The organism is Paenibacillus sp. sptzw28 (assembly GCF_019550795.1).
Taxonomy (GTDB): domain Bacteria; phylum Bacillota; class Bacilli; order Paenibacillales; family Paenibacillaceae; genus Paenibacillus_Z.
In genome coordinates, this window is sequence record NZ_CP080545.1 from 116,733 (window position 1) to 143,094 (window position 26,362).

Annotated in this window: 19 protein-coding genes, 1 riboswitch and 1 other annotated feature; of the genes, 5 read left to right on the forward strand and 14 right to left on the reverse strand. The window is 55.3% G+C overall.

Going from position 1 to position 26,362, the window contains the following annotated elements; genetic code table 11:
* Window positions 1–41 precede the first annotated feature (41 nt).
* From KZ483_RS00485 to speE, 6 genes are all read right to left on the reverse strand, one after another.
* Complete coding sequence (locus KZ483_RS00485; protein WP_220350869.1) at window positions 42–491, reverse strand: YwiB family protein; 450 nt, start codon at window positions 489–491, stop codon at window positions 42–44.
* Between the two features lie 213 nt (window positions 492–704).
* Window positions 705–2,408 carry an arginine--tRNA ligase gene (gene argS, locus KZ483_RS00490; RefSeq protein ID WP_220353179.1) on the reverse strand — a complete coding sequence of 568 codons (1,704 nt, stop codon included), beginning with the start codon at window positions 2,406–2,408 and terminating at the stop codon, window positions 705–707.
* Window positions 2,409–2,476: 68 nt separating this feature from the next.
* Window positions 2,477–2,742: a binding site (T-box leader), on the reverse strand.
* 50 nt (window positions 2,743–2,792) lie between these two features.
* Window positions 2,793–3,044, reverse strand: a complete 252-nt coding sequence (locus KZ483_RS00495; protein ID WP_220350870.1) for a DUF7667 family protein — start codon at window positions 3,042–3,044, stop codon at window positions 2,793–2,795.
* A gap of 227 nt (window positions 3,045–3,271) precedes the next feature.
* On the reverse strand, window positions 3,272–3,811 hold the full coding sequence (locus tag KZ483_RS00500) for a DNA-deoxyinosine glycosylase (protein ID WP_220350871.1): 540 nt from the start codon (window positions 3,809–3,811) through the stop codon (window positions 3,272–3,274).
* Between the two features lie 119 nt (window positions 3,812–3,930).
* Window positions 3,931–4,800 carry an agmatinase gene (speB, locus tag KZ483_RS00505; protein ID WP_220350872.1) on the reverse strand — a complete coding sequence of 290 codons (870 nt, stop codon included), beginning with the start codon at window positions 4,798–4,800 and terminating at the stop codon, window positions 3,931–3,933.
* Between the two features lie 19 nt (window positions 4,801–4,819).
* Entirely contained in the window at window positions 4,820–5,647 is an 828-nt protein-coding gene (gene speE, locus KZ483_RS00510; RefSeq protein ID WP_220350873.1) for a polyamine aminopropyltransferase, read from the reverse strand.
* A gap of 215 nt (window positions 5,648–5,862) precedes the next feature.
* Between speE and KZ483_RS00515 the strand changes: the two genes are divergently transcribed.
* Window positions 5,863–7,959: a transglycosylase domain-containing protein gene (locus tag KZ483_RS00515; protein WP_220350874.1), complete on the forward strand. Its 2,097-nt coding sequence runs from the start codon at window positions 5,863–5,865 to the stop codon at window positions 7,957–7,959.
* A gap of 54 nt (window positions 7,960–8,013) precedes the next feature.
* On the opposite strand, the gene KZ483_RS00520 is transcribed toward KZ483_RS00515, so the two are convergent.
* From KZ483_RS00520 to KZ483_RS00545, 6 genes are all read right to left on the reverse strand, one after another.
* Window positions 8,014–8,811 (reverse strand): ABC transporter ATP-binding protein, encoded by a 798-nt coding sequence (locus tag KZ483_RS00520; RefSeq protein ID WP_220350875.1) that lies wholly within the window; start codon window positions 8,809–8,811, stop codon window positions 8,014–8,016.
* On the reverse strand, window positions 8,811–9,737 hold the full coding sequence (locus tag KZ483_RS00525; protein WP_220350876.1) for an ABC transporter permease: 927 nt from the start codon (window positions 9,735–9,737) through the stop codon (window positions 8,811–8,813). Before KZ483_RS00525 ends, KZ483_RS00520 begins: the two co-directional genes overlap by 1 nt.
* A gap of 83 nt (window positions 9,738–9,820) precedes the next feature.
* The gene (locus KZ483_RS00530) at window positions 9,821–10,867 is read right to left on the reverse strand and encodes an ABC transporter substrate-binding protein (RefSeq protein WP_220350877.1); all 1,047 of its coding nucleotides are present in this window, start codon (window positions 10,865–10,867) and stop codon (window positions 9,821–9,823) included.
* Between the two features lie 191 nt (window positions 10,868–11,058).
* A complete protein-coding gene (locus KZ483_RS00535) occupies window positions 11,059–12,810 on the reverse strand; it encodes an ABC transporter ATP-binding protein (RefSeq protein ID WP_220350878.1) in 1,752 nt (583 codons plus the stop codon).
* Window positions 12,807–14,570 (reverse strand): ABC transporter ATP-binding protein, encoded by a 1,764-nt coding sequence (locus KZ483_RS00540; protein ID WP_220350879.1) that lies wholly within the window; start codon window positions 14,568–14,570, stop codon window positions 12,807–12,809. The genes KZ483_RS00535 and KZ483_RS00540 overlap by 4 nt, the downstream gene beginning before the upstream one ends.
* A 242-nt stretch (window positions 14,571–14,812) precedes the next feature.
* A complete protein-coding gene (locus tag KZ483_RS00545; RefSeq protein WP_220350880.1) occupies window positions 14,813–15,361 on the reverse strand; it encodes a YwhD family protein in 549 nt (182 codons plus the stop codon).
* Between the two features lie 204 nt (window positions 15,362–15,565).
* On the opposite strand from KZ483_RS00545, the gene KZ483_RS00550 reads away from it, so the two are divergent.
* The 3 genes from KZ483_RS00550 to KZ483_RS00560 all read left to right on the forward strand — a co-directional run bounded on the left by KZ483_RS00550 (window position 15,566) and on the right by KZ483_RS00560 (window position 19,358).
* Window positions 15,566–17,566 carry a M1 family metallopeptidase gene (locus KZ483_RS00550; protein WP_220350881.1) on the forward strand — a complete coding sequence of 667 codons (2,001 nt, stop codon included), beginning with the start codon at window positions 15,566–15,568 and terminating at the stop codon, window positions 17,564–17,566.
* A gap of 45 nt (window positions 17,567–17,611) precedes the next feature.
* The gene (locus KZ483_RS00555) at window positions 17,612–18,427 is read left to right on the forward strand and encodes a hypothetical protein (RefSeq protein WP_220350882.1); all 816 of its coding nucleotides are present in this window, start codon (window positions 17,612–17,614) and stop codon (window positions 18,425–18,427) included.
* A gap of 272 nt (window positions 18,428–18,699) precedes the next feature.
* Window positions 18,700–18,853: riboswitch (cyclic di-AMP (ydaO/yuaA leader) on the forward strand.
* Window positions 18,854–18,896: 43 nt separating this feature from the next.
* Complete coding sequence (locus KZ483_RS00560; RefSeq protein ID WP_220353180.1) at window positions 18,897–19,358, forward strand: C40 family peptidase; 462 nt, start codon at window positions 18,897–18,899, stop codon at window positions 19,356–19,358.
* Window positions 19,359–19,512: 154 nt separating this feature from the next.
* On the opposite strand, the gene KZ483_RS00565 is transcribed toward KZ483_RS00560, so the two are convergent.
* The gene (locus KZ483_RS00565; RefSeq protein ID WP_220350883.1) at window positions 19,513–19,977 is read right to left on the reverse strand and encodes a hypothetical protein; all 465 of its coding nucleotides are present in this window, start codon (window positions 19,975–19,977) and stop codon (window positions 19,513–19,515) included.
* Window positions 19,978–20,149: 172 nt separating this feature from the next.
* On the opposite strand from KZ483_RS00565, the gene KZ483_RS00570 reads away from it, so the two are divergent.
* Window positions 20,150–24,742, forward strand: a complete 4,593-nt coding sequence (locus KZ483_RS00570) for a DEAD/DEAH box helicase (RefSeq protein WP_220350884.1) — start codon at window positions 20,150–20,152, stop codon at window positions 24,740–24,742.
* A gap of 85 nt (window positions 24,743–24,827) precedes the next feature.
* Here the strand turns inward: KZ483_RS00570 and KZ483_RS00575 are convergent, their stop codons facing one another.
* Window positions 24,828–26,342: an MDR family MFS transporter gene (locus KZ483_RS00575; protein ID WP_220350885.1), complete on the reverse strand. Its 1,515-nt coding sequence runs from the start codon at window positions 26,340–26,342 to the stop codon at window positions 24,828–24,830.
* Window positions 26,343–26,362: the final 20 nt, after the last annotated feature.

Here is a 26,362-nt window from a genome sequence, read left to right on the forward strand (position 1 = left end):
ACAAGATACATACTTCGAAAGCATATGATCATCAGTTTTCTCTATTGTTCTTCTGCCTGCAGCCGGATTACAAACGCTCCTGAGGGCTGCCCTTCCACCCATAACGTATAATGCCACTCAAGCAGCATCGGCAGCGTCGGCTTAGGCCTGTTTTCCACCGGTCCAACCTCCGACATGTCCCCATACTGCATCCACATGAGCTTCGTTTCGGTCTCAAGCTGAAACCGGGCATGCGCGGATTCGTACTGCCCCGCCCGGCGTTCCCCGGCAACAAACGTTTGCTCGGATTCTACATCGCCATGTCTTTTTACGCTTAGCTCGCCTTCGCGCCATCGCACTACTGTCCGCACCGCGCCGTGGTCTCCCGACTCATCGTAACGGACATATACCGTACGGTCCTTACGGAACCACTCGCCGGTGAAGACTTGCGTCTGTTTCTCGCCATCGAGCTCGCTCTCCAGCGTAATTCGCACTTGCGCCCGGTCCTTCATCGTTTTGTTCTCCAGTCCATTTACTATATGAGTCTACTATATACAGGAGGATCGCCGATTTCAACGCTGCGTGCACAGAACCGAACGCGGCGCAACTCGCGTTATCGGTTCGTGCGTGCACAGAACCGAACGCGGCGCAACCCGCGTTAACGGTTCGTCCGTGCACAGAACCGAACGCGGCGCAACCCGCGTTAACGGTTCGTGCGTGCAGAATCAGATTTGGTTGGGCGACTTGAGCCCAAGCATAGACAATCCCGAACGGAGCACCCGTAAGACGGCTGCCACAAGTACGAGCTTGCCCCGTGTCGCTTGTTCCGAGTCGGTTATAATACGCTCCTGGTGGTAGAAGCGGTTGAACTGTTTGGCGGCGTCGAGCAGATATCGAGCCACTATAGAGGGTTCTCCCAGTCGAACCGCGTCACGGATCGCATCCGGGTATGCGGCCAGAGTTTTGAGACACTCCCACGCAGCAGAATCTGATAAGTAGTCCGCCGATTGTTCCAGACTGCCTTGGTTTGCTTCAGCACCAATCAGGCCGCACTTGTCCAGCAGCTTATGCGCTCTTGCAGCGGTGTACTGCAAATAGGGTCCCGTTTCCCCTTCGAATCGGAGCGCTTCGTCAAGCGAGAAATCGACCTCCAGCATCCGGTTGTGCTTCAAATCGCCGAATATGACCGCACCGATTCCGACGGCCTGCGCAACCTCATGCCGATCGGTAAGATCCGGGTTTTTACCGGCAATGATGGCTTCCGCTTTACTCACCGCTTCGTCCAGCACTTCATCGAGAAAAACGACCTGACCTCTGCGCGTCGACATTTTGCGGCCGCCGAATTTCATCAGCCCGAACGCGATATGCTCGCACCGGTCCGACCAGTCCATTCCCATCCGCTTCAAGACGGCAAACACCTGGGCAAAATGAAGCTTCTGTTCGCCGCCGACCACATAAAGCAGCTTATCGGCCCCCATTTCGTTCTTGCGGTAGATCGCAGTGGCCAAATCACGAGTCGGATAAATGGTCGTCCCGTCCGACTTCAATATGAGACAAGGCGGCATTCCTTCTTCGTCCAGCCGGACTACCTGCGCGCCGTCGCTTTCTTCGAGCAGCTGCAAGTCCGTCAGCTGACGGACTACATGGCCCATTTTATCGTTATAAAAGCTTTCGCCGAGAGTATGGTCGAACGTCACGCCGAGCCGCGCGTACACACGATCGAACTCCTCCATGCTAAATGCTACGAAATACTGCCAGAGACGCTGCGCCTCGGGATCGCCGTTCTCAAGCTTCCAGAACCAGCGGCGGGCGTCGTCCTCAAGTGTCTTATCCTTCTCCGCTTCATCGTGAAACTGAACGTACAGGCGCAAGCTCTCGCGTATCGGCTCTTGCCTCAGCTTCTCTTCGTCGCCCCACCTCGTATAGGCCTCCATCAGCTTGCCGAACTGCGTGCCCCAATCGCCGATATGGTTCACGGTAACGACATCGTAGCCGGATGCCCGGTATAGATTTGCGAGCGCATTTCCAATCATTGTGGAGCGCAGGTGACCAACGCCGAAAGGCTTGGCGATGTTTGGCGATGACAGATCGATTACGACCCGTCTTCCGTCGCCTTCGTCCGAACAGGCAAAATCCGGATGCAGAATGGTTTCGAGCAGCCGGGGCACCCACTGAAGCGGCTCGAAAAACAAATTCAGGTAAGGCCCCTTCGCTTCAGCACGGATACCTGTTGGCTGTTCGTTAATACGGATAGCCAACTCCTCCGAGATGGCGGCGGGAGGACGCTTCCACTGGCGCGACAAGGTATAGCAGGGGAACGCGACATCTCCAAGCTCGGGATTCGGGGGCAGTTCCAATATGGCGCCAATCTCCTCCTGCGAAAGCGGCACAAGCGGCAGCAGTCTCTCAGCTGCCCATCGCAGCAAAATATTCATTATCCGATCCTCCTTTTTTGTAATTCCCCAGGTCTTGAGAAAAAAATAAACCCCCGTCTCAATAAAGAGACGGAGGTGTTGTCCGTGGTACCACTCTTCTGGCATCTTGCTTGCTGAACATGATGACCGCTGCCATAAATGCAGACGGCCGCAAGAAGCCTCTTGAACACGTTAACGGTGTGACCGGATCGGCCTAAGGCGGCTAATTTGCCGCTATCGGGCGATCAACTCCCGGGCCCGCTTCCCCTGCTTCGCTGCACCGGCTTCCACCAACCCGGCTCGCTGCACGCATCGATCTGCAAGGTACTGTCCCGTTCATCGCTTGTAGCTGTTATTTCCCCTATTATATGCAACCCCCGGAAAAAAGCAAGGGGTATTTCACAGCCTTGGCGATGCCGGCGGCGGGCCGTCCAGCTTCTCGATTTTGCGGCATATATCGTACTGCCACTCCGTATCGGCGGTCATGGAAGCCAGCAGGGACATGTTGTACAGGTTCGCCAACTGGCGGCAGTATGCGGCATTAACAGCCAGGCAGTGCTCGAAATCGGCTTCCTCTTCCCCGCTCAAGCCGCGCCGTCCTTTAATGACCCACAGCTCCGCGAGTCGTTCGTGAATTGGAAATATCCCCATAACAACCCTCCTGAGACGCTTTGCGAATGCAAATTATGTTCCATTAGCAAAACAATTTGGCCTTCATTACTCCAGCCTTCCTCGGGCGGGATGTCAGGAGCAACGGCTTATTAGCCATTATGGCCAAAAGTCAGACAAAATTTTCCTATCGGGAGAGAAGGAGAGAAGGGGGATATTATTCCGGTTATCGTAAAACGAATTGACCACCTTGTAGATCGCTTGAGATACTACTCCTTTTGTTGGCGGGATTCATCCGTCGAGGTATCCTGCACGTAGGTTAAAATCGGCCTCCAGGCCTCGATCCGGTCCTCTGTAGTCCGCATCCGGGGCGTAGGTATGGGACTAGTGGAAGGCAACCTAAGATGCTCAGTCCGGGCCGTAGCGGGATGATCGGCAAAATGTTTCATATAGGTAGCGTACGACTTGCTCCCATTGAAGGCCAGCGCCCGGATGCCCGGGTAATTCTCTAGCAGTCCCGGAAGATCGTTCGGCACCGCCTCGCGGATGTTCGAATCCAGACTTCCTTCGCGCAAACAGGCGGCGATTACATCCCACAACGCTATGCCTCGCTGGCTGGCGAAAGCGAGCCGACTTGCGTAATCGGGGTCCGGCTCTCTGCCGAACAGCCCGTAAAGGACCGGCCAAAAATGATTGCGCGGATGACCGTAATATTGATGTTTTTCCAGCGATGCCGTGCCGGGCATGCTGCCAAGCACAAGAACAGTCGAACGCGCGTCGATCACTGGCGGGAATGAATGTACCTTCATACGGCAAACCTCCTTCGAGCAAAAGGGATACAGAGAAAAAGCGACCGCCGCCCGGGAGGATTTCCTTCCCTAAGCGCGTATCGCTTTAATTGCGTGCGTCTATTATGCCCTTGTCCGATTTACTTGATAAATCCAAGCAGCATTTCGCGGATAACCTTCGCCGCAACGATCTGCGTTTGCTCGGTTGGATCGTAAGCCGGCGCTACCTCGACGAGATCGCAGCCGACGATGTTGATGCCTGCGCGGGCGATGGCATGTACCGCATCGATCAATTCCTTCGATGTGATTCCGCCCGCTTCTGCGGTTCCGGTTCCCGGCGCGCAGGAAGGATCAAGCACGTCGATATCGATGGTCAGGTAGACCGGACGGCCTGCCAGCTCAGGGAGCGCCTTTTTGAGCGGCTCAAGCACCTCGAACGGATGAAAATTGATATTCTCGCGCGCATACTGCCATTCTTCACGGGAGCCCGAACGGATGCCGAACTGGTAAATGTTCTTGCCGCCCATAAGCGCTGCTGCTTTACGCAGCGGCGTCGAGTGGGACAGCGGCTCTCCCTCGTACTGCTCGCGCAGATCTGCGTGAGCATCGAAGTGGATAATGGCCAGGTCGGGATATTTGGCATATACCTCGCGGAAAACCGGCCATGAAACGAGATGCTCGCCTCCGAGCCCGACAGGCATTTTGCCGTCTTCAAGGACACCCCTTACGAAGTCTCCGATTATGTCAAGCGAACGGGCTGCATTTCCGAACGGCAGCAGCAGGTCGCCTGCGTCGAAATATTCGATATCTTCAAGGCTGCGGTCAAGATAAGGACTGTATTCCTCCAGACCGATCGATACCTCGCGAATGCGCGGCGGACCGAAGCGCGATCCCGGACGGAAGGATACGGTAAAGTCCATCGGCATCCCGTAGATGACCGCTTTGGATGCGGTGTAATCGTCGGAGCTCAGAATGAACACGTTACCGGAATATTTCTGATCAAGTTTCATCGGTGTTGTCCTCTCTGCCTTACTTGACCAGGTCTTCCACAAATTTCGGCAGAACGAAAGCCGCTTTGTGCAGACGAGGTGTGTAGTATTTGGTATCGATCTCCGGAATCGACGATTCATCGACCTCTAGAGGATCGTATTTCTTGCTTCCCATCGTAAACGTCCACAATCCGCTCGGATACGTCGGTACATTCGCCCAGTATACGCGCACGATCGGGAAAACTTCCTTCACGTCGCGGTTCACGCTCTCGATCAGATCCGCCTTGAACCACGGGTTGTCCGTCTGCGCGATGAAGATTCCGTCTTCCCTGAGCGCATCGTAAATGCCTTGATAGAAGCCGCGCGTGAACAGATTTACCGCAGGGCCGACCGGCTCGGTCGAGTCTACCATAATGACGTCGTAGCTGTTTTTGTGGTCGTGAATGTGCATGAAGCCGTCGTTTACGATTACTTCCACGCGCGGGTTGTCCAGCTCGCCCGCAATGTTCGGCAAATATTTTTTGGAATATTCAATTACTTTTCCGTCAATATCGACAAGAACCGCTTTCTCTACCTTGGGGTGTTTCATGATTTCGCGGATAACGCCGCCGTCTCCGCCGCCTACCACAAGCACATGCTTCGGATTCGGGTGAGTGAAGAGCGCCGGATGCGCGACCATCTCATGGTAAACGAATTCGTCTTTATCGGTCGTCATGACCATGCCGTCGAGGACGAGCATCGTGCCGAATTCTTCGGTTTCGATCATGTCAAGCTTCTGGAAGTCCGTTTGCTCGCTGACATAAGTTTCTTTGATCTTCGCTGTGATGCCGTAGCTGTCGGTTTGTTTCTCGGTATACCACAATTCCATGATGGTTATCCCTTCTTTCGTTTATGTATGGCTTTAATGAGGTCATCGGGGTCATTGGTTCACCCTGTATTATAGTAGAACGGAGGGAAAAAGCAACCTTTGCGCCGAAGCTCCTCACAAAAAATTCACTTCCCCACTCTGGAGAGGTGAATAGACGAACCTTCTATTTTCCATACTAAGGAAAAGAATACTTGTATTCGTAAGGGGACATCAACATGAATAAACCAGGTTCGCGGCAGAACGGCGGTAAGCGCCGGCTGCCGTTTCGCATTCGCGCGGAAATATGGCTTCCGCTGATGCGGCGTATTAAGCGCAGTCTTATATATACCGGAGCCGGCTGCGGTCTGCTGCTCATCGCCGCCTTCGGATTTCTCTACTACCTGCACTCACAGGCCCTTCCGGCTGCTTCAATTAATCAAACATCGCAGATCCTTGATATGCAGGGAAACATCATCGATACCTTCCATACCGGCGAGAACCGGGAGTCCGTTCCGCTTAAGGCGATCTCGCCTTACCTGGTTGAAGCCACGCTTGCGATCGAAGACCAGCGGTTCTACGATCATATCGGTTTCGATATGAAGGGAATGGCTCGGGCAGCCCTGATTAATATCCAGAATTTGCGGGCGAAGCAGGGAGCGAGCACGCTGACCCAGCAGCTTGCGCGCAATTTATACTTGACACAAGAGCGGACATGGACGCGGAAAATAAAAGAAGCGATGTACACGATTCAATTGGAAATGCATTATTCGAAGAATGAAATTCTCTCGTTGTATCTTAACCAAATCTATTACGGACACGGCGCATACGGCGCGGAGGCCGCGGCACAGCTCTATTACGGCAAGCACGCGTCTGAGCTCACGCTTGCCGAAAGCGCCATGCTGGCGGGAATTCCGAAGGGGCCTAAATATTATTCGCCGTACATGGATATGAAGAACGCCAAGGACCGGCAGCGTACGATTCTCGCAACCATGGCTGATCAAGGCATAATTACGAAGGCCGATGCGAATAGCGCCGCCAGCGAGGTTCTGAAGTTCCAGCCGCTCGGCACGAATAAAAAGGATGGTATCGCCCCGTATTTTCGCGACTATGTCCGTTTGATAGCCGTAGATAAGCTCGGCATCGCTGAGCGGCTGCTAAGCGAGGGAGGCATACGCATTTATACTACGCTGGATCAGAATGCACAGCGGGCGGCTGAGGAAGCTGTGGCAGGCGGCATTCCCGCCGGTTCGGAGCAGCAGGCGGCCCTCGTATCCATCGATCCCCGCAACGGCTATATTAAGGCGATGGTCGGCGGACGTGACTATAAGGCCAACCAGTTCAACCGCGTTTTTGCGAAAACCCGGCAGCCCGGCTCATCATTCAAGCCGATTTTGTATTTATCCGCACTTGAGGAGGGGGCAATGACGCCCGTATCCCGGTTCAAAAGCGCACCGACCGTCTTCACCTACGACGAGGGAAGGAAGACATATGCGCCCAGCAATTACAACAATAAATATGCGGGCGATTTTATCGACATGCGGCAGGCGATTGCAAGCTCGGACAATATATATGCAGTGAACACGATCATGGCGATCGGACCGCAGAAGGTTATCGACATGGCGCGCCGCCTTGGCATCGACAGCCCGATGAAGCCGGTACCGTCGCTCGCGCTTGGAACTTTCCCGGTAAGCCCCTTTGAGATGGCGTCCGCTTTCGGCACGTTTGCAGGCGGAGGCGTGCATGCGGAGCCGACTGCGATTTTACGCATCGAAGACAGCAAAGGGCAAACGCTTTATGAAGCGCATCCTGAAGTCAGGCAGGTCGTAGACGCCGCTCATGCGTATGTGCTGACAAGCCTCATGGAGAGCGTGTTCGATACCGGCGGCACGGGCAGCCGCGTCTCAGCGATGATTAAGCGGCCGGTGGCGGGGAAGACAGGTACCACCGCAACCGATGCCTGGCTCGTCGGTTATACGCCGGAGCTATCCACGGCCGTATGGGTCGGCTATGACAAAGGGCGAAAGCTGACAACTGCAGAAGCGCACCGGGCAGCGCCGATATTCGCCTCGTATACCGAGAAAGCCCTTAGCGCCGTACCGCCGAAGATCTTTGAGATGCCGGGCGGCGTCGTGACCGTGTATGTCGACCCGAAAAGCGGCAAGCTTGCCGCCAAATCGTGTCCGGACAAGCGGCTGGAGACGTTCGTCAGCGGCACCCAGCCGACAGAAGTATGCGGAGAGCATGGCGACGACGCGGCCTCGGCTGAAGGAGACGGCAGGGCGCATGGCGAGAAATCATGGTGGCAGCAGTTGAAGCGCTGGTGGACGGATTAAGGTAACGAAGATGAAACATCCCGCCATTTCACTAGGAAGGCGGGATGTTTCGCTTTATACCCCGAACACGATCTTGTCGTCTGCCAATTTACGGCCGCTGATTTGCTCGAATTCGCGAAGCAGCCGATCGACGGTGAGTTCTTTCTTTCGTTGTTCGTTTACGTCGAGAACGATTCGCCCCTTATCCATCATGATAAGCCGGTTACCCAGACGGATGGCTTGTTCCATATTGTGGGTGACCATCAGGGTTGTCAGCTTCATTTCGCTTACTATGCTTTCGGTAAGACGCGTAATAAGTTCCGCCCTAGCCGGGTCCAGCGCGGCCGTATGTTCGTCCAGCAGCAGAATTTCCGGGTCCGTGAAAGTCGCCATCAACAAGCTGAGCGCCTGACGTTCGCCGCCGGACAGCTGGCCGACTTTCGCCCGCAGCCGATCTTCCAGCCCAATGCCCAGCCTCTTTAACTGCCGGTGAAAAAACACCCGTTTCTTTGGCGTTACGCCTAGCCGGAGGCCGCGCGGCTTTCCTCGGGCATAAGCGATTGCGAGATTCTCCTCAATCGTCATATGCGGAGCGGTTCCTGCCATCGGGTCCTGGAATACCCGCCCGATCCAGCGGCTGCGGCGGTATTCGGGCAGCCCATGAATGACGGTGCCTTCGATTCGCACTTCACCCGCATCCGGGGTCATAACCCCGGAAATAATGTTCATGAGCGTCGACTTGCCGGCCCCGTTGCTGCCTATCACCGTAACGAAGTCGCCGGCATTGAGCGTCAGGTTGATGCCCATCAACGCAATCTTCTCATCGACGGTTCCGGGGAAAAAAAGCTTGGAAACTTCAGATATTTGAAGCATCAGCGCTCACCTCCCACTGATTGCTCCGATGACGCCACGGCTAGCTGGGCCGTACGTTTCTTCGCGACATTTCGCTGCTTCCAGGAGCGCTGCAGGGAAGGTACAACCAGCGCCACTATAACGATCAACGCTGTGATCATCTTTAAATCGGATGCGCTGAGCCATTCAGCGCGAAGTGCAAGCGCGACGATTATTCGGTACACGATGGAACCCAGCACGGCGGCTAATGTGGCAAAAAAGACGTTGCGCGCTCCAAAAATCGCTTCCCCGATAATGACCGAGGCGAGTCCGATTACGATCATTCCAAGCCCCATGGAAATATCGGCAAAGCCGTTCTGCTGGCTAATCAGCGCTCCGGATAATGCAACAAGGCCATTCGACAGACTGATCCCAAATACGATCGTGTTGTCGGTATGGGCGCCGAAGCTGCGGATCATTCGGGCGTTATCCCCCGTTGCCCGAAGCGCAAGACCAAGATCGGTGTGGAGGAACGCATCGAGCAGCAATTTGATCAACATTACACCGACTGCAATGAGCAGAATCCGAATACCTGTTGAAGAAATAGAGAAAAACGGAATATCGATGCCCAGCAGTGAAACGTTCGGCTTGCCCATTATTCGCATATTGATGGAATAAAGAGCAATCATCATGAGAATCCCTGAGAGCAGTCCGTTTATTTTTCCCTTCGTATGCAGAAGACCGGTGCATGCGCCTGCCGCCAGTCCTCCGCCGAATGCCGCCAGACCTGCGAGCCAAGGAGAGCAGCCTTGTGTAATTAAAGTAGCGGCTACCGCTCCGCCTATAGCGAAGCTTCCGTCCACGGTAAGATCCGGGAAGTCCAGAATGCGAAACGTAATGTAGACGCCCAGCGACATCAAAGCATACAGTAAGCCGAGTTCAACCGCCCCATATAATGAATTGAGCATTCCTGCTGCACCTCCTTCTTGTAAACCAGCTCAAGTTGTAAGAAAAAGGAGTGAACGAAAGGACGCCCACTCCTGCAAACCGGTTACTGGATCAGGTTTTGCGCTTGATCCATAACCGCATTTTTCATCTGATCCGTAACTTCGATGCCCAACTCCTTAGCGGCCTTCAAATTGATTATCAGGTCCAGTTTATCAGGGACCGTCACTTTCATGTCGCCGGGCTTTTTGCCGTTCTTCAGAATTTCTGCAGCCATCTGCCCGACCTGATAACCATGATCATAATATTTAAATCCAACCGTTGCGAGAGCGCCCTTCTCGACAGTATCACGATCGCTGGAGAAAAGAGGTATTTTATTTTCCTTCGACATTTGGAGGATTGAATCGACACCGCTGACAACTTTATTATCGAGCGTCAGGAAGAATGCGTCCGCTCGCCCTACCAACGATTGGGCGGCCTGTTTGACCTCCGACGTGTTGGTGATTGCCGCTCTAATGAGCTTGATACCGTGCGCGGCAAAATCCTTTTCCGCCCTGTCTGCCATGACAACCGCATTGGACTCTCCTTCGTTAATTACAAGACCGACGGTTTTGATTTTCGGGAAATTCTCCGCAATAAAGTTCACCAGCTTGGTTGTCGCTTCCGGGTTTGTGTCCGAGGCGCCGGATATATTACCGCCCGGCTTGTCCATATTGCTTATGATGTTCGAGCCTACCGGGTCCGTTACCGCGGAAAACAGGAGCGGCGTATCTTTCACTTTGTCTGCAAGCGCCTGTGCAGAAGGAGTTGCAATGGCCAGCACAAGATCGTTCTTCTCGCCGGCGATTTTCTGGGCGATGGACAGGTTGTTGGTCGGATCATCCTGTGCGTTGTTGTAATCTACTGTCAAATTTTTGCCTTCCTCAATGCCGTTGTCTTTCAATCCCGCAAGGAAGCCTTCCCGGGTGGCGTCAAGCGAAGCATGCTCGACAATTTGGGAAATGGCAATCTTGTACTGCTTTTGACTCGTATCGCCGGAATTTTGAGCCGTGTTTCCGCCGGAATCGACATTTTCGTTCTTCACTTTACCGCCGCAGCCCGCAATGATCAGGACGACGGTAAGCACAAGCGTGGGCCAAGTAAATTTGCTCAAGACTCGGGTCAGCTCCTCTCAAAATGGACTCAATCGGTAACCGTATAACGCGTCAAAGCTCCAAGCGACAACAGCACTATGTTCACGCTAATCTATTAGTATCATAATAATTTCCGGCCACAATCTCGTCAACCTATCATTATGTTATTGTGAAACGACGACGTAGTAGAGGTCATGCTTTAATCGTCTCATTAGTTCCAAAGCTCCTGGAACGTTGCACATGACCTCAGCAGCTGCTCAGACGTCCCTTCCGCTTCGATTCTGCCGTCTTTTATCACTATAATATGATCCGCCTGGGCCAAAGCGGCCCGGCGATGAGATACGACGAGGCAAGTAGCGCCGCCGCGTTTGCGGTACAACCGTTCCCAGAGCTTCTGCTCCGTTTCGACATCGAGCGCGCTTGATAGATCATCGAACACATACAGCTCGGCATCCCGTACCAGCATCCGGGCAGCAGCCGTTCTCTGCGCTTGACCGCCGGAAAGCTTGACGCCGCGGGGACCGATAATGGTATCGAGGCCGCCCGGCATCTGCGCAACATCATATTCCAGGACAGCCGCATGAAGCGCCTGATTCAAATTGTCTCCTTCTTCCGCTTCCCCAAGCAGAATGTTATTGCGCAGCGTATCGCTGTATAAGCGAGGAACCTGCGCCGTGTAGGCGCTTCTTGGCGGCACGAAGAAGCTGCCCGGGTCGGCCACGGGCCGGCCGTTCCAATTGATCGTCCCTTCATCTTTGGGAAGCAGCCCTAGCAGCGTGCGCACGAGGGTGGTTTTGCCGGAGCCGATCGTCCCGGTGATGACGGTAAAAGATCCTTTGCGTAAAGTGAGCTTTATGTCCGATATCCCTCTACCCGTATCCGGAAAACGATAGGATAATCCGGACACCTCCAAGCAGTGCAAAGGCTCGGAGCCGGCAGCCGCAGCCGCGGTTTGTCCTTTATCCGTGTTCTTGCGGAGCAAGAGCGATCCGGCGAATGTAAGCACCTTGGCCGGGGCGCCCTGCAGCAAAGCCGTCAAACGGTCGAGGGCTACGCTCATCTGCTTGAAATAGGTAAGAAATTTCCCGACATTCGTAATGAACTGTGTAACAAACGTCAAATAGTAGACGAACAAGGCAAAATCGCCTACCGTAAACGTCCCCGCTTTCATCTTCTGTCCTGCCAGGAGCAGTATGAGTCCGGTCCCGATGTTGACCGAGTTCGAGAACACCGAGTCGAGCACCTCCCCCATCAACCGGTCCTTAAGCATCGTCCGCCGGCGGTCGTCATTGAAACGAACAAACCGGTTAATGACACGCTCTTCGGCGCCTGCAACCTGAATGGCCTGCACATTGCTGAACATTTCACTGATTGCGCCCGTCACACGGGACGTCGATTCACGGCTTGCCGCTCTGTATTTCTGCAGCCTAGAGGTCGCGAGCTGCGCGATCGTGACGACAACGACAAGCGGGAGGAAGACGAGCAGCGTCATTTGCGCATCGATACGGATGAGTATATAACTGGACACGGCGGCAAAGCACGTCATCCCGAATACATCGACGGACCAGCTGGCCGCTTCTTCGGATTGATCGACATCATCGCGGAAATGACTGATCGCCTCGCCGGGCGAGCAAGGAATGGCGCGGGCTCCCGGTTGTTTAAGCACATGCTCCAGCAAATTGCGCCGCAGCATCATGCCCATGCGGAAGCGGAAATGCACATCTGTAATAAAGCCGACTACGATCAGCATCATGCGGGCCAATGCCGCACCAAGCAGCAGGGAGACAATGCCCCAGGTGGTAAGATTTAAAGCCGAATTGCCCGTGAGAGAGTCGAAAAATTCCTTTGTTATGAGCCCGGGGGCTATCGGCGCCAAATAAATCAGGGTCCAAGCGACGGCATTTACGATATACCGGACCGGCCGGTACATCGTGAGGCGCCACAGAAACTGAAATGTCGTCATGCCAGCACCTCCTCAAGACCCGCCGATAGCATCCGACTGAACCTGGATTCCGGGTCAGCGGCCAGCTTGGCGCGTCTTCCTGATTCAATAACTTCTCCATTCTCCAATATCAGAATGTGGTCCGCCCGCTGAACCGTTGCAAGACGATGCGCTATAATAATGCATGAACGGCTGACAAGGAGCTTCCCGATAGCATTCTCGATCCGCTGCTCCGTGAGCGGGTCCAGCCTGGAGGAAGCTTCATCCATGATGACAAGTCCCGGATTGCTAAGAAAAACACGTGCGAATGCCAGCAGCTGCGCCTCGCCGGCAGACAAGCTGCCTCCTCCGGACGCCAGCTGCGTATCAAGCCCTTGGGGCAGCGAATCGTGCCAGCCGCCAAGACCGAGCTCCTCCAGTACTTCAATAATCCGACTATCGGGAATCCTTTCATCATAGAACGTCAAATTGTCGCGAACTGTCCCCTCTATTATCTCGATGTTCTGAGTGACCAACGCGACTCGTTTCCTTAGCTCGCTTAGCTTGCAGCGGCGAATATCGGTGCCGGACAGCATTACGGTGCCTCGCTGCGGATCATAGAAGCGAAGCAGGAGCCGGGCCAGCGTAGACTTGCCGCTTCCTGTACGCCCAAGCAGCCCAAGCACTTCACCGGGCTTCAGCTCAAGCGCCAGACCATTGATTGTCGGGCGGCTGTCTTCGTCGTAGCTGAAGCTGACATTGCGGAACTCGACACCAAGCGGGCCTTCCGGCAGTGGGGCGCCGGGACCGTCGGGAATTGCCGACCTTATTTCGAACAGCTCCCGGATACGGAATATACTTGCATCGGCTTTCTGTAAATCTTCCATTTGCGTACGGATTTTCTCAATCGGCTTGGCTAAGAGCTCCGTATAGAAGAAAATCAAGTATACGGTGCCGAGCGACACGCTTCCCGCTTTCCATAAATAAGCGCTGATTGCGAAAGCCATGGCATTGCCGAGCGCGAACACGAGAATGGATGTGTTCCACATAGCGCAAAACCCGAGAAACGCCTTTATCCGCAGCGGTAGCATCTGCCGCAGCATGGCGTAGAAGCGCCCCATAACATATCCAGCCGCACCATTGGCGCGAATATCCTCCGTTCCCTCGAGCTGTTCGCCGATAAACCCGTAAAACTCGGCGTTCGCCTGACGCCACTGCGCCCACACGGGAACCGCAAACTTGCGGATCCATTGAATGGCGAATACGGCAAATAGGACAAAAACAGCTATCCCCGCACCGATCAGCCAGTTTTCCCGGAACAGAAGAATAATGATACCGATCATAAGCAGAAGATTGCCGATCAAGTTGATAATCATGCTGGAGAAGAAATTCGCAAGCGCATTGACATCGCCATCGACCCGCTCGATGATTGCCCCCGACGTGTGGGATTTATGAAAGGACATATCCAGCGATAGACAGTGTCTGGCCAAATCGCCGCGAAGGCGGTTCGTCGTCTTCCAGCCGACATTCTCGCTGAAGTATGTGGCGACGACCGAAACCGCTTGCTGCACAAGCGAGAACCCTATAAACAAGCAGGCGGCGATCAATAGCGGCTTCATCTCGCCCTTGGACTGGGCCGTATCGATGAAGTATCGAATGATTTGCGGATTGATGAGCTGCATTGCGATCGAGGCCGCCAGTAGAAAGGCTAAGACGATCAAGGTGCCCCGCTGCGGGAGCAAGTAGCGCCGCAGCAGGTCGCTGTATTGTTTAAGCGAGTTCTTTCTCTCATCCCGCTTCATTCCCGTTCCTCCCCATGTAAATTTTAGAATTTGCGATAAGGCACATCAACTATTTTCCAATTGTACCACATTTCCTGGAAGTGCCAAGAACAAATGTTCCAGTATTTATAAAGGATTGTACCGGCAGTTGCTGCCCGGTATCACTAGGCAAAGGCGCCAAAAAAGGAGCCTCTCGGCTCCTTTGCTGCTTGGCACACTATAAGGCTTACTTCATTAATGAAGCGCGGCTGCGACGCGGCATGTCATTCCGCCAGCGCCTTCTTCAGCTCCTCCGGAGAGCGGTCCCACCACTCCTGATTATTCGATATCAGCAGTCCCCGCAGCGCGGCTTTCTCTTCGGAACCGAGTTCGCCGAGCACAAACCGCCGTTTAATGGCGTAGTCGAGATTGTTAACATGCTGGGCGAGGATCTTCCAGCCCCTCCGCGCTTCCGTATCGACAAGCATCGGACAAGCGGTCGCTCCGGCGTAATAGGAGCCTTCTTCATTACGGTCCACGGCGACCCAAACGATCCAGCAAAGCCGGCCATTCGGCACATCTTCCTTATTCGGGCTGAACTTGATGCCCTTCTCCACCTTGCTCTTCGCATGCATGGCCCCTACATCTATATAAGCCTCTCCGTTGTCAATAATGACGCAGGATACGGCGCTGAGGTCAATGGTGCCCGCTCCGAATCCCCGGTGCTCTTTATTGCTCACCACATTAAGCGACAGCTGTTTCTTTTCCTTCTTCTCCGGTACGGACGAAGCCGCGTTATCCGGCGTTTGTCCTTGACCTTGCTCTTCCGTCATTGAAATTCCCACTCCCGTCTTCCCTGATTTATATGAAGCGCAGCAGCCCGGGCTTCCTCCGGACGGCCGCTTCCGTGCGATCAAAAAACCCGCATCCGGCAAGGCTTCTCCGCCTGTCCAAACATTAATTCCATTTTAGCTAATAATCCGCGAAAAGCAAACATATACATGCTGTAGATGCTTGTCAACGGGAGGGAATCGTTAATGACGCCACGTCACAGCAAACGTTTACTGCTCTTTGCAATAGCTGCCGTCCTGCTCGGCGTGACGGCCCAGCAGGGGTTCCGGGATGCCTGGGTTTCGCAATACACATACGCCCTCGCCCCCGCCAAATCGGACACGTCCCCAAAACCGGCTGTCCCCCAAAATACGCCGGAGCCCGATTCCGTCATGCAGCCGAAGCCGGTATCGCTCAGCAAGCGCGTTGTGGAATACCACATCGACGTTACGCTGACGGAGGATGCCAAAACACTCCATGGCGAGCAATCGGTCACGTGGACAAACCCTGGCAGACAGCAGGTGTCCGAGCTTTATTTTCACCTGTACCCCAATGCGTTTGAATCCAAGGAGTCAACATTCATGAAAGAATCGGGCGGTCAGCTGAGAAATGACAAAGCGACGTTCGGCAGCATCGGCTACATGCAAATCAAATCGCTGCAAACGACCGAGGGCTACAGTCTGCTTCCGCGGTTTCATTACGTCCAACCCGACGACGGCAACATGAGGGACAAGACGCTGGCCAAGCTCCGTCTTCCCAAGCCAGTCGCGCCGGGGCAAAGCGTAACGCTCAAGATGGCCTTCGACGTCAAGCTCCCGGAAGTATTCGCACGTATGGGCTATTCCGGCGATTTTGTCATGGCGGGTCAATGGTTTCCCAAGCTCGCGGCTTATGAAACCGTCGGCACGCGCGGCAGAACCACGGAAGGCTGGAACGCCCATCAGTACCATGGCAACTCGGAATTTTACAGCAATTTCGGCATCTACAGCGTGAGGATCAACGTGCCGGGCACCTACAAGGTAGCGGCGACCGGATTCCAGACGAAGCCGACAGTCATCGCCGACAAGCGTAAAACGTACCAGTTCTATGCGGACGATGTGCACGATTTCGGCTGGAGCGCTTCTCCGGATTTCGTCTATGCCGAAGAACCGTTCTCAACCGACGGAGTGCCCGGAGTGCGCATCAAGCTCTACCTTGACCCCCTTCATGCCAAATTCAAGGACCGGTACATGCACGCTGCGAAATCTGCGCTCGCCAAATATGCGCAGTGGTACGGGGCGTATCCGTATTCCACGCTTTCGATCGTCGTGCCGCCCAAAGGCGGGAACGGCGCAGGCGGGATGGAGTATCCGACGCTGATTACAGCGTTCGCCGCAGAGAATGCGAATCCCGGCTACGATCTGGAGCGAACCGTCATTCATGAAATCGGACATCAATATTGGTACGGTATGGTGGCCTCCAACGAATTCGAGGAAGCCTGGCTGGATGAAGGCTTCACATCTTATTCGGAGGATAAAGTGATGCAAAGCGAGTATGGAGTCGAACCGAACCTGCCGATGGAAGCGAGCTATATGACCGACCCGGCTCCGCTTAAGCAGGTATCGTGGTCCTATCACAGCAACAACAGCTATGCTGAAAATGTATATATGCGGGCCAAACTCGTCTTATTCGGCATTGAAAAGCAGGTTGGAGCAAAAACGATGAGCAAAATCATGCGCACTTATTTCCAGAAATATAAATTCAAGCATCCCTCCACCGCCGATTTCCAACGTGTCGTCGAACAGGTGACGAAGACCAAATGGAACGATTATTTCAGCCAATTCGTCTACGGCAATCAGATGTCCGACTATTCCGTCGAATCGATTCATGTGCGGCCTGTCATTCAGAACGGCGTCAAGCAGTACGAATCCGTCGTGTTGATCCGCAGGCAGGGCGGCAGCTTCGGACCAGCGCCGATTATCTTTCAGTTCGCAGACGGAACCACGATGCCGAGGGTGTGGAACGGCCAGGAAACGCATATTCAATATAAAATGGTATCCGCCTCCCCGCTGGTCTGGGCGGTCGTCGATCCGCAAAACAACAATGTGCTCGATAACAAGCATATCAATAACTTTATGAAAGCCGAGCTTCCGGAGAAAACCCGCACACGCTGGAGCGTTGGATTCACAAAGCTGATCGAAGGACTGTTCGCATCGCTCGCGTGGTAGCCGCGCCGAACGTAAATATGACAATTGAAGGAGGTGGACAATCGCATGAACAATCACATAAAGCAGGGCTGGCGGCTTACCGCCAAACACTTTTATATTATCATTCTATTATTTGTATATGAGCTGGTATGGGGCTTCGTTCTCTACAGGATGATAGAAGGCATCGTCGTGCCGCTATTGAAAAGGTTTCCCGACAGCTCTACGGCGGACGGCGCAGTACAGCTGTTTCTGACCGAAGCGCAGTTCCAGCTTCTGAAAACCGATCTTATTCGTCCGTATGTCTGGATGTTTGCGGGGCTGCTTGCGGCCAGAATGCTCTTGACGCCGTTCCTGAACGCAGGGCTTATCCATTCGCTTCACTATACGAGGGATGACGGGGGCACGAAGTTTCTGCAAGGAATTCGTACCGTCTGGAAGCCGGTCGCACTACTCTATATCATAGAGACCACGCTTGCGCTTGCACCCGGTTTCTGGCTCCTCCCGCACGGATTGGAAACGCTGCTTGGCAGCGGCAGCTGGACCGATCTCGCACAAACGGCCGGTCCTTGGGCCGGCGGCTGGCTGGCATGGGCGGTACTGCTTCACTTGCTGTTTCTCGCGATGCAGTTCGGCGCGGTATCGGGGGGCGGAATGTTCCGCTCGCTGTGGAGCGGCCTGCGGCATTTCCTCCCTTTCGCCGGCATCTCGCTGATTATGTGGGGCTTCGGGCTGGCACTCAACATAATGATCGCATCCGCCTCCATGCTGTGGGCCGGGCTTGCGGCGCTGATTCTGCATCAAAGCTACCAGCTTGTACGGACGATCATGAAAGTATGGACCGTAGCGTCGCAGTACGATGTGTGGCAGTCCAAGCAGATTTAGTCCGGATAGCGGATTTTTGTCGATTGGCGTACGGTTCATTCAATTAGACATAGGAAGCCAGACATACCCCGGTATTGCAACCGGACATGCCTGGCTTCCTGCTTCATTCTATAAAATATGAGGCCCGGGATACTTCCCGGGCTTCATATTTGCATTGTCGCAATACGCAACGAATGAATTTGTCAAAAAGTTTCACTCTAATAATTTTAATTTGTGAACAAATTGTGAAATTAGAAGGAGATTCGATAAAAAAACAGAATAATTATGCCAGCATGAAAAAATTGCCGAATTCCCTTATCGGGAAACGGGGGAACCATCTTGGGTGAATTGACCCGGGCATTCGGTCCATTCGAATGTCAGAGCCGGTCATAGGGAACCTTCAACCGAACCCCACAGCTAACCTCGTAGGCACCGGAAGGAGCAACATTTTTTGAAAAAGGTTTCTGCAGTTCTCATCGGTCTAGCATTGATGCTGATGTTCCAGGCTGGAAGCGTTTTCGCAAATTCCAGAATGGACGGAGTGATCAGTGATGTGATCGGCACGCCTTACCGCTCTGCCGGGACGACAACAAACGGATTTGACTGTTCGGGCTTTACAATGTACGTGTTTAACAAACTCGGCGTTGATCTCCCGCACCAATCCGGGTCGCAAGCCAGACTGGGCAAGAAAGTCGCGAAAGACGACTTGCTCCCGGGGGACCTCGTATTCTTCAATACGAACGGCAGAGGCATTTCGCACGTCGGCATTTATGTTGGAGACGGCAAATTCGCCCATTCTTCCTCCAGCAAAGGGGTAACCATCAGCGGCCTCAGCGACTCTTACTACAGTAAACGCTATGTTACTGCTCGCCGCGTTATGAGCCCTGAAACTTTTGAAAAATATGCCGATGAACCGTCCGATGAGCCGGACGGCGGCGGAGACGCCGGCTAAACCGTGCTCGGCATCGATTGCGATGCGCATGCGGGACCGCAGCTTTGTTTTGTCCTTTCGGACATCAAAGCCGCGGTCCTGCTTTTGCGTTCGGACTTCTACTTTTTAGTAACCGATAGGTGGATGAGTGAAACACAGTGGCCGAGTGGCCGTTTTACCGCAGCTCATAGCGAACCCACCAAAATGTGCGCCCGACCTGAATATCGAGTTTCGTCCCGACCGGAGCGAACAGTTCATGCAGCTCAAACGCCGCCCCACACCCTTCACTTCGCCGGTCGGCAAACACCGCCGTCGCTCCCTCCTTTAACCGCCCATGCAGTTTAGTAAGGAAATCCGCCCGGTCCTCCGCCGCAAGCTCACCCAGGCAAAAGCAGGCAAGTCCCGCTTCATAGGTCCCGGCGACTCTTGTCAGATCGGCTGCGGGGACCGTTCTTACTCCGGATGAGTTGAGCCTGGGCGTACGCGGTCCTGCAACGCGAAGGATCGATCTTCCTGCCAACGTCCGGCTCATCGCTTCTTCCACCTGTGCCCATTCGTTCCATCTTGCTTCCAGGCTGTTCAGCCATCTTCCCACACTTACTACCCCCCGCTGCGATTTGCAAGCTGTTATCTTATACATATGAACCGCTGCTCGCAAACTGACCAAAAACGGGTATAATGCAAGAATAAACATCATTGGACCGTGAACAGCGCAGCATTCTTCCGCAGAGCGGGAAGATAGGCTGAAACCTTGCTTCCATTGAACCATATTAAAGGGAGCTTTCGATTCTTACCCAGGAGATGATGCACTTATGTCCAAGTCTTCCCCGGCTCTATCCGTCTTTCACCCAACGCTTGCCGGCTGGTTTACGCAGACGTTCGGCAGGCCGACGGATGTCCAGCTTGAAGCATGGGACTCCATTATGGCCGGCAGGCACACCCTGATAGCCGCACCGACAGGCTCCGGCAAAACGCTCGCTGCGCTGCTGCCCTGCCTGAACCGGATCGCTCAAGATAAAATTCTCGCGGCAAGCGAAGGCCGCAGCTGGCCGTCCGGCGTGCGTGTGCTCTACATTACTCCGCTCAAAGCGCTCAACAACGATATCCAGCACCATTTGGTCGGCTTCATGGATGCCATAGATCAATACCGCCCGGAAGAGGAAGCAGTCGAATGCTCGACATGGCCTCATGTTCGTTCCGCCGTCCGTACGGGGGACACATCCTCGAGTGACCGTGCAAAGATGGTGCGCAGACCGCCCGATGTTCTCGTCACGACACCCGAATCGCTTTATTTGCTGCTCACCTCGGACAAGGGACGCGGCATGCTTCGGACGGTCGGAACGGTCATCGTCGACGAAATACACGGGCTCGCCGGTGACAAACGCGGCGCCCACTTGTCTCTCTCCCTTGAGCGGTTGTCCGGGCTATGTCCAAAACCGGTGCAGCGCATAGGGGTTTCCGCGACGCAGAAGCCGCTGGAGCGTGTCGCCCGCTTTCTCGGGGGCTGGGAATCGGCTCGCGGTCCGCAGGGTAACTCAAGCGAGCCGCATCCCTTCGGCTACATACCGCGCCCGGTTGCCATTGTCGAAAGCGCGATGGTCAAGTCGATGCAGGTCCGCGTTACAATGCCGGACCTCAGCAGACCGGCCAAGACCCGCGACGCGGTCTGGCTGCCGATCGTGGAGCGCCTCTTCCAGCTCATGAACGAAAGCCGATCGGCGCTGCTCTTCGTCAACAGCCGCCGGCTGTGCGAGCGGCTCGTACTAAGGCTGAACGAGCACGCGGGCTTCGAGATGGCGCGCGCCCATCACGGGAGCTTGTCGCGCGAGCGGCGGCTCGAGGTCGAACGCATGCTCAAGGCAGGCGAGCTGCGCTGCCTGGTCGCAACCTCGTCGCTTGAGCTCGGCATTGACGTCGGCCATGTCGACCTCGTGATCCAGGTCGATTCGCCCAAGGAGGCGGCCGCCGGCATTCAGCGCATCGGCCGAGCCGGACATGCCGTCGGCGATGTAAGCCGCGGCTTCATTCTTGCGCGCAGCCGCGGCGATCTGCCGGAATCGGCCGTGCTCTGCCGCAGCATTGCGCGGCGCGAGATCGAGGAGATCGTCCTGCCGCTCGAGCCGCTGGACGTTCTGTCCCAGCAGGTGACCGCAATTGTCGCCGCAGCAGATATCTCTGTCAGCGAACTTCTCGGACTCATCGCGCGGAGCGAATGCTATCGGAGCTTCCCGCGCGAACGTCTCGAGGCTGCGCTCAAGGTGCTCGCGGGCTTCTATCCGTTTGCCAAACCTTTGCTCAACTGGGACCGCGCAAGCGGGCTGCTGCACAAGCGGGCCAATACCGCCATGGCAGCCGTAACAGGGGCCGGAACGATTCCGCAAAGCTCGGCTTATCCGGTTCACCATGCGGAGAGCCGAATTCATCTTGGCGAGCTTGATGAGGAATATATTCACGAGAGCCGCGTCGGTGACGTGTTTCAGCTTGGCACGGCCTCGTGGATGATCAGCGGAATTGAGAATGACCGGGTATATGTGAAGGAAGCGCCGAACCGGTTCAGCGAAATACCGTTCTGGCGTGCCGAACCGGGCGGTCGGGGCTACGAGCTTGGGCTCAAGCTCGGTCATTTTCTCGGTGAGCTGGAGCAGCGGCTGGCGCTCGCCAGCTCTCATGAGCCGGCTGCCGGGCGCTCTTCCGCCGAAGCCGAGCCGTCCGTCCATGAGCGCGAAACGGAGAATGCCGTTATCCGCTGGCTGGATGCCGAATACGGCCTGGACGGAGCCTCCGCTTCCGAGTTGACCCAGCTCGTCCGGTCCCAGCACCGTGCGCTCGGGCTGCCGACGGGCCGGCGCATCGTCATCGAGCATTACCGCGATTTGATGAACCAGACGCGCGTGATTATTCATAACCCGTTCGGCCGCCGTATTAACCGGACGTGGCTGCTTGCAATCGAGCATCAATTCGAGAGGCTGCTCCCTTATAAAATGTACGGCAACGCCAAGGATAACGGCATCGAGCTGGTGCTTCCGGAGTGGGACGCATCGTGGCTGCAGACGCTGTGGCACATTACACCCGACAGCATTGAGTCCCTTTTGTCGGAGGCGATCTCCGGCTCTCCGCTGCTTGCCATCGCTTTTCGGCGCATTGCCGAAACTTCACTTCTGCTCTCGCGCAGCTTCACGAGAACGCCGATGTGGCAGAAGCGGCTCCGCAGCGAGGAGCTGCTTAAGCAGTCGCTGCCGTATGCGGAGCATTTTCCATATTTGCAGGAGGCGATGCGGGAGTGCTTGCATCTATATTTGGACAGCGGCGGTTTGAAGCGGCTGCTTGAGGATATATCGGCGGGCAGGATCGATATCGTCGTCAAAGAAACGAGCGCCCCCTCCCCGTTTGCGGTACAGTTCCTATCCGACTACATCAATATGCAAATATACGAGGGAGACGGCCTAAGCGATACGACCCGGCTGCAGCTCATGAGCGTGAGCAAATCGCTTGCAAGCGAGCTGTTCGGCGAGGAAGCCGTGCGGCAGTCCGTTGATCCTGTCATCGCGGAAAATGAAGCCCGGCGGCTGGAAGCAGGGAATCTCATTCCTTCAAGCTCCGATGAGCTGTATGCGCTGCTTAAACGCAGGGGCGACCTCAGCTTAGAGGAAATTACAGCGATTGCCGGCCGCGGAGAGGCAGGCGAGTGGCTGGAAACGCTAAGACGGTCCGGCCGCGCAGTGTTAATGCCAGGTCAAAGCGGACAAGCCGCCCGCTGGATCTGTGCCGATGAGCTTGCAGTGTACGACGAGTTTCCGCTTACGGAGAGCGCCATCACCTTTGTGGCGGGGCGATTCGCCGAGCATCGCCTCTCGTTCACCGCGGAGGAGCTGCGCGAACGCTACCCGGAGCTCACGTCAGCCCGGGCCGAGCATATTGCCCAGGTCCTGCTGTCCCAGGATCTGATCGAGCGCGCCCCCTTCGCCGACAGCGAAAATGAGCGGATATGGACGAGCCGCAGTGTAGCCAAGAGGCTTATAAGGCTGACTCTGGAGCAAGCCCGCAAGGAGGCCGAACCGGTGGATCCTATCCGCTGGTGTGCTCATATGTCGCTGCTCCAGCACGCACTCTCAGGCACACAGCTAACCGGTATCGACGGGCTTCGCGTCATAATCGGCCGACTGCAGGGCTTTTTCCTGCCCGCATCGCACTGGGAAACGATCATCTTCCAGACACGTCTGACTGGCTACCGCAAAGAGGACCTGGACCTGCTGTGCGCCTCAGGTGAGGTCATCTGGCTCGGGCGTAAGGTTGCAGCCGAGAAAGAGGGCAGAATCGCTTTCTTCCTTGCTGAATCGAAGCCGCTGTACGCACCGTATATCGCGCAAACGGCGGAGCCGGACTCCAAGCATCCCGAGCTGCTCCGGCTGCTGCGCGAGGGCGGCGCAAGCTTTCTTACCAAGCTGAGCCGCGATTACGGCAAAGTGCCCTCCGAGCTGCTCGGCGAGCTGCTCGAGCTCGTCTGGGAAGGCCGCGTCTCCAATGATCAGTTCGCTCCGCTTCGTCTGCAGCTTCTTACCAAGGGCAAGCAGCTCGCCAAGACGGGGTCCGGTCTCGGGCGCTGGTACTGGACCGGCTCGCTCGCAGAAACCGGGGCACATGAAAGCGGGCGGGCGCTCCACAGCCCAAATCCCAGCAGCGGGCCCACACGATCACATGCGGCCGACAGTCCGGTAAGACCGGCCTCTGACGGAGCGGAGCCCGTGCTGCATTGGACGCAGCATCTGCTGGACAGCTGCGGCATCGTGTCAAGGGATCTTGTCGCACAACTGTCCCCGTTCGGCTGGGACGAGCTGCTCCCGGTGCTCCGCCAGCTTGAGCATTGGGGCGTGGTCACGCGCGGCCTCCTCGTCGAGGGCGTGCCGACGCTTCAATTCGCCAAGCGCGAGCTTATCGCGGCCGTCCGCAAGCCATTTCCCGGGCAGAACGATGACGCAATCACCGTGCTCTCCGCCGTGGACCCGGCCAATCCATTCGGCCTCGCGGCCGACTGGCCGGCCCACCCGGGCGCAAGCTTCTCGCGCAAAAGCGGCAACTATCTCATTATTCATCAGGGAGAATGGCGCTATTGGCTCGAGAATAACGGACGCAGGGTGGTCGAACTTGCCGGTTCCCGGAGTGGGAGCGGCGATTCGTTCGGGCAAGAAACGGAGCCGTCCGGTAGTCATGCGTCCCGTTCCGCCGAAGCTGATCTGCTCAGAAAGGTATTCGGTGTCGTTCTCACCCGGCAGAGGTTAAGCAAGATCAAGATCGATCTCTGGAACGGCAAAGAGATAACGGCATCCGGCGCCTACGATCTGCTTCGAATGATGGGGGCCGAGCGTGACAACCGCTCGCTCGTCCTGTGGTCCAGCCACTTGAAATAATCAAGGAACATAATCGCGGTAATAAAAAATGGCCTCGTCCGCACGGTAAACGCTGCGGCGAGGCCAATATAAAGGCTGAGCTGTCTTATTCGAAGCTGCGAACCGGCTCGGCGGAGCTTCTTTCCACATTCGCGCGGCCCATCAGGAGTACGAAGAGCATAGCGATTATAGGGAGAACCACGCTCCACTGGAAAACAAAAGCGATGGACTCGGCGAGTCCGCCGATCATTTTCGTAAGCACCTCCGGCGGGAACATTTTGCGTACAGCCGGCTGCAGCAAGGCCTGCGGATCGCCGAATTTTTTGGCTGTCTCGGGATCCTGGATGACCTGTGAAATATCTCGCGTCAGCCGGTTCGTCTGAATAACGCCGAACACAGTAACGCCGAGGGCGGAGCCGATCGTCCGGAAGAACACGACCATCGAAGTGGCCGCACCTTTGTACTGCGGGCTTACGCCATGCAGCGTGGCAATGTTGAACACAACGAACGATACGCCGATTCCGAGACCGACGAAGATCATATAGACGGTTACAATCCAGCGAGATGTATCCGCATTGATCGTACCAAGCAGGAAGAGCGAGACAACCAGAACTACGATTGACACCAGCATTATATTGCGAAATAGAAATTTGCCGACAAACCGGCCGCCGATTACGGAGCTGGCAACCACGCCGAGCATCATCGGCGTAAGCGTCTGACCGGCGGAGCTTGCAGTTCCGCCGTAGACGCCCTGCACGAAAATCGGGATATATGTCGCCCCGGAGATCATAATTGCGCCGTACAGGAAGCTGGAGACCTGGCTTGCGGTAAACACTTTATTTCTGAACAATTGCAGGGCAATAATCGGGTTCTTTGCATACCTTTCCACAGTCAGGAACAGAATTAGGAAAATAACGCAGGCCGCGAACAAGCCGATAATTTGCAAGGAACCCCAAGCATACGTTCTGCCTCCAAGCTCAAGGGCAAACATCAGACTTAGGATAGTTGCGGCAAGTAAGGCGGCTCCCGCCCAGTCTATAACCTGTTTCACTTTGTTCGCCGTTTCCTTATAACCGGCTGCTATCAGCAGAAATGCGACGATGCCGATCGGTACATTGATATAAAATACCCAGCGCCAATCGATATTATCGGTGAAATACGCTCCGGCGAGCGGTCCGAACACGCTGGAGAGGCCGAACACAGCGCCGAACAAGCCGTTCATCTTGCCCCGCTGCTCCGGCGGAAAGATATCGAATATGACGGCAAAGCAAAGCGGCATAATTGCCCCGCCGCCAATACCTTGAAGCGCACGGAACAATATAAGCTCCGTCATGTTCTGAGCCGCGCCGCACAAGATGGAACCGAGCAGAAACACCCCAAGCCCCAGAATGAAAAACCGTTTGCGGCCGTACATATCGGAAAGCTTGCCGAAAATCGGCGTGGCCACGACACTGGCAATCATGTAGGCTGAGAACACCCAGACCAGCCGTTCAAAGTGGCCGAATTGGCCGACAATCGTCGGCATGGCGGTAGAGACGATCGTTTGATCCAGCGCTGCCATAAATAAGCCGAGCAGCAGGCCGGCAACCGTCCATTTCGTATTTGTTCGCGTTCTATCCATTTCGCAAAACCCTTCTCTCC

Excerpts from the sequence above, each read along its gene's own strand:
- KZ483_RS00485 (WP_220350869.1), bottom strand. The coding sequence starts at position 491 with ATGAAGGACCGGGCGCAAGTGCGAATTACGCTGGAGAGCGAGCTCGAT.
- KZ483_RS00495 (WP_220350870.1), bottom strand. The coding sequence starts at position 3,044 with ATGGGGATATTTCCAATTCACGAACGACTCGCGGAGCTGTGGGTCATT.
- KZ483_RS00500 (WP_220350871.1), bottom strand. The coding sequence starts at position 3,811 with ATGAAGGTACATTCATTCCCGCCAGTGATCGACGCGCGTTCGACTGTT.
- speB (WP_220350872.1), bottom strand. The coding sequence starts at position 4,800 with ATGAAACTTGATCAGAAATATTCCGGTAACGTGTTCATTCTGAGCTCC.
- speE (WP_220350873.1), bottom strand. The coding sequence starts at position 5,647 with ATGGAATTGTGGTATACCGAGAAACAAACCGACAGCTACGGCATCACA.
- KZ483_RS00515 (WP_220350874.1), top strand. The coding sequence starts at position 5,863 with ATGAATAAACCAGGTTCGCGGCAGAACGGCGGTAAGCGCCGGCTGCCG.
- KZ483_RS00520 (WP_220350875.1), bottom strand. The coding sequence starts at position 8,811 with ATGCTTCAAATATCTGAAGTTTCCAAGCTTTTTTTCCCCGGAACCGTC.
- KZ483_RS00525 (WP_220350876.1), bottom strand. The coding sequence starts at position 9,737 with ATGCTCAATTCATTATATGGGGCGGTTGAACTCGGCTTACTGTATGCT.
- KZ483_RS00535 (WP_220350878.1), bottom strand. The coding sequence starts at position 12,810 with ATGACGACATTTCAGTTTCTGTGGCGCCTCACGATGTACCGGCCGGTC.
- KZ483_RS00540 (WP_220350879.1), bottom strand. The coding sequence starts at position 14,570 with ATGAAGCGGGATGAGAGAAAGAACTCGCTTAAACAATACAGCGACCTG.
- KZ483_RS00545 (WP_220350880.1), bottom strand. The coding sequence starts at position 15,361 with ATGACGGAAGAGCAAGGTCAAGGACAAACGCCGGATAACGCGGCTTCG.
- KZ483_RS00550 (WP_220350881.1), top strand. The coding sequence starts at position 15,566 with ATGACGCCACGTCACAGCAAACGTTTACTGCTCTTTGCAATAGCTGCC.
- KZ483_RS00555 (WP_220350882.1), top strand. The coding sequence starts at position 17,612 with ATGAACAATCACATAAAGCAGGGCTGGCGGCTTACCGCCAAACACTTT.
- KZ483_RS00560 (WP_220353180.1), top strand. The coding sequence starts at position 18,897 with ATGCTGATGTTCCAGGCTGGAAGCGTTTTCGCAAATTCCAGAATGGAC.
- KZ483_RS00565 (WP_220350883.1), bottom strand. The coding sequence starts at position 19,977 with ATGTATAAGATAACAGCTTGCAAATCGCAGCGGGGGGTAGTAAGTGTG.
- KZ483_RS00570 (WP_220350884.1), top strand. The coding sequence starts at position 20,150 with ATGTCCAAGTCTTCCCCGGCTCTATCCGTCTTTCACCCAACGCTTGCC.
- KZ483_RS00575 (WP_220350885.1), bottom strand. The coding sequence starts at position 26,342 with ATGGATAGAACGCGAACAAATACGAAATGGACGGTTGCCGGCCTGCTG.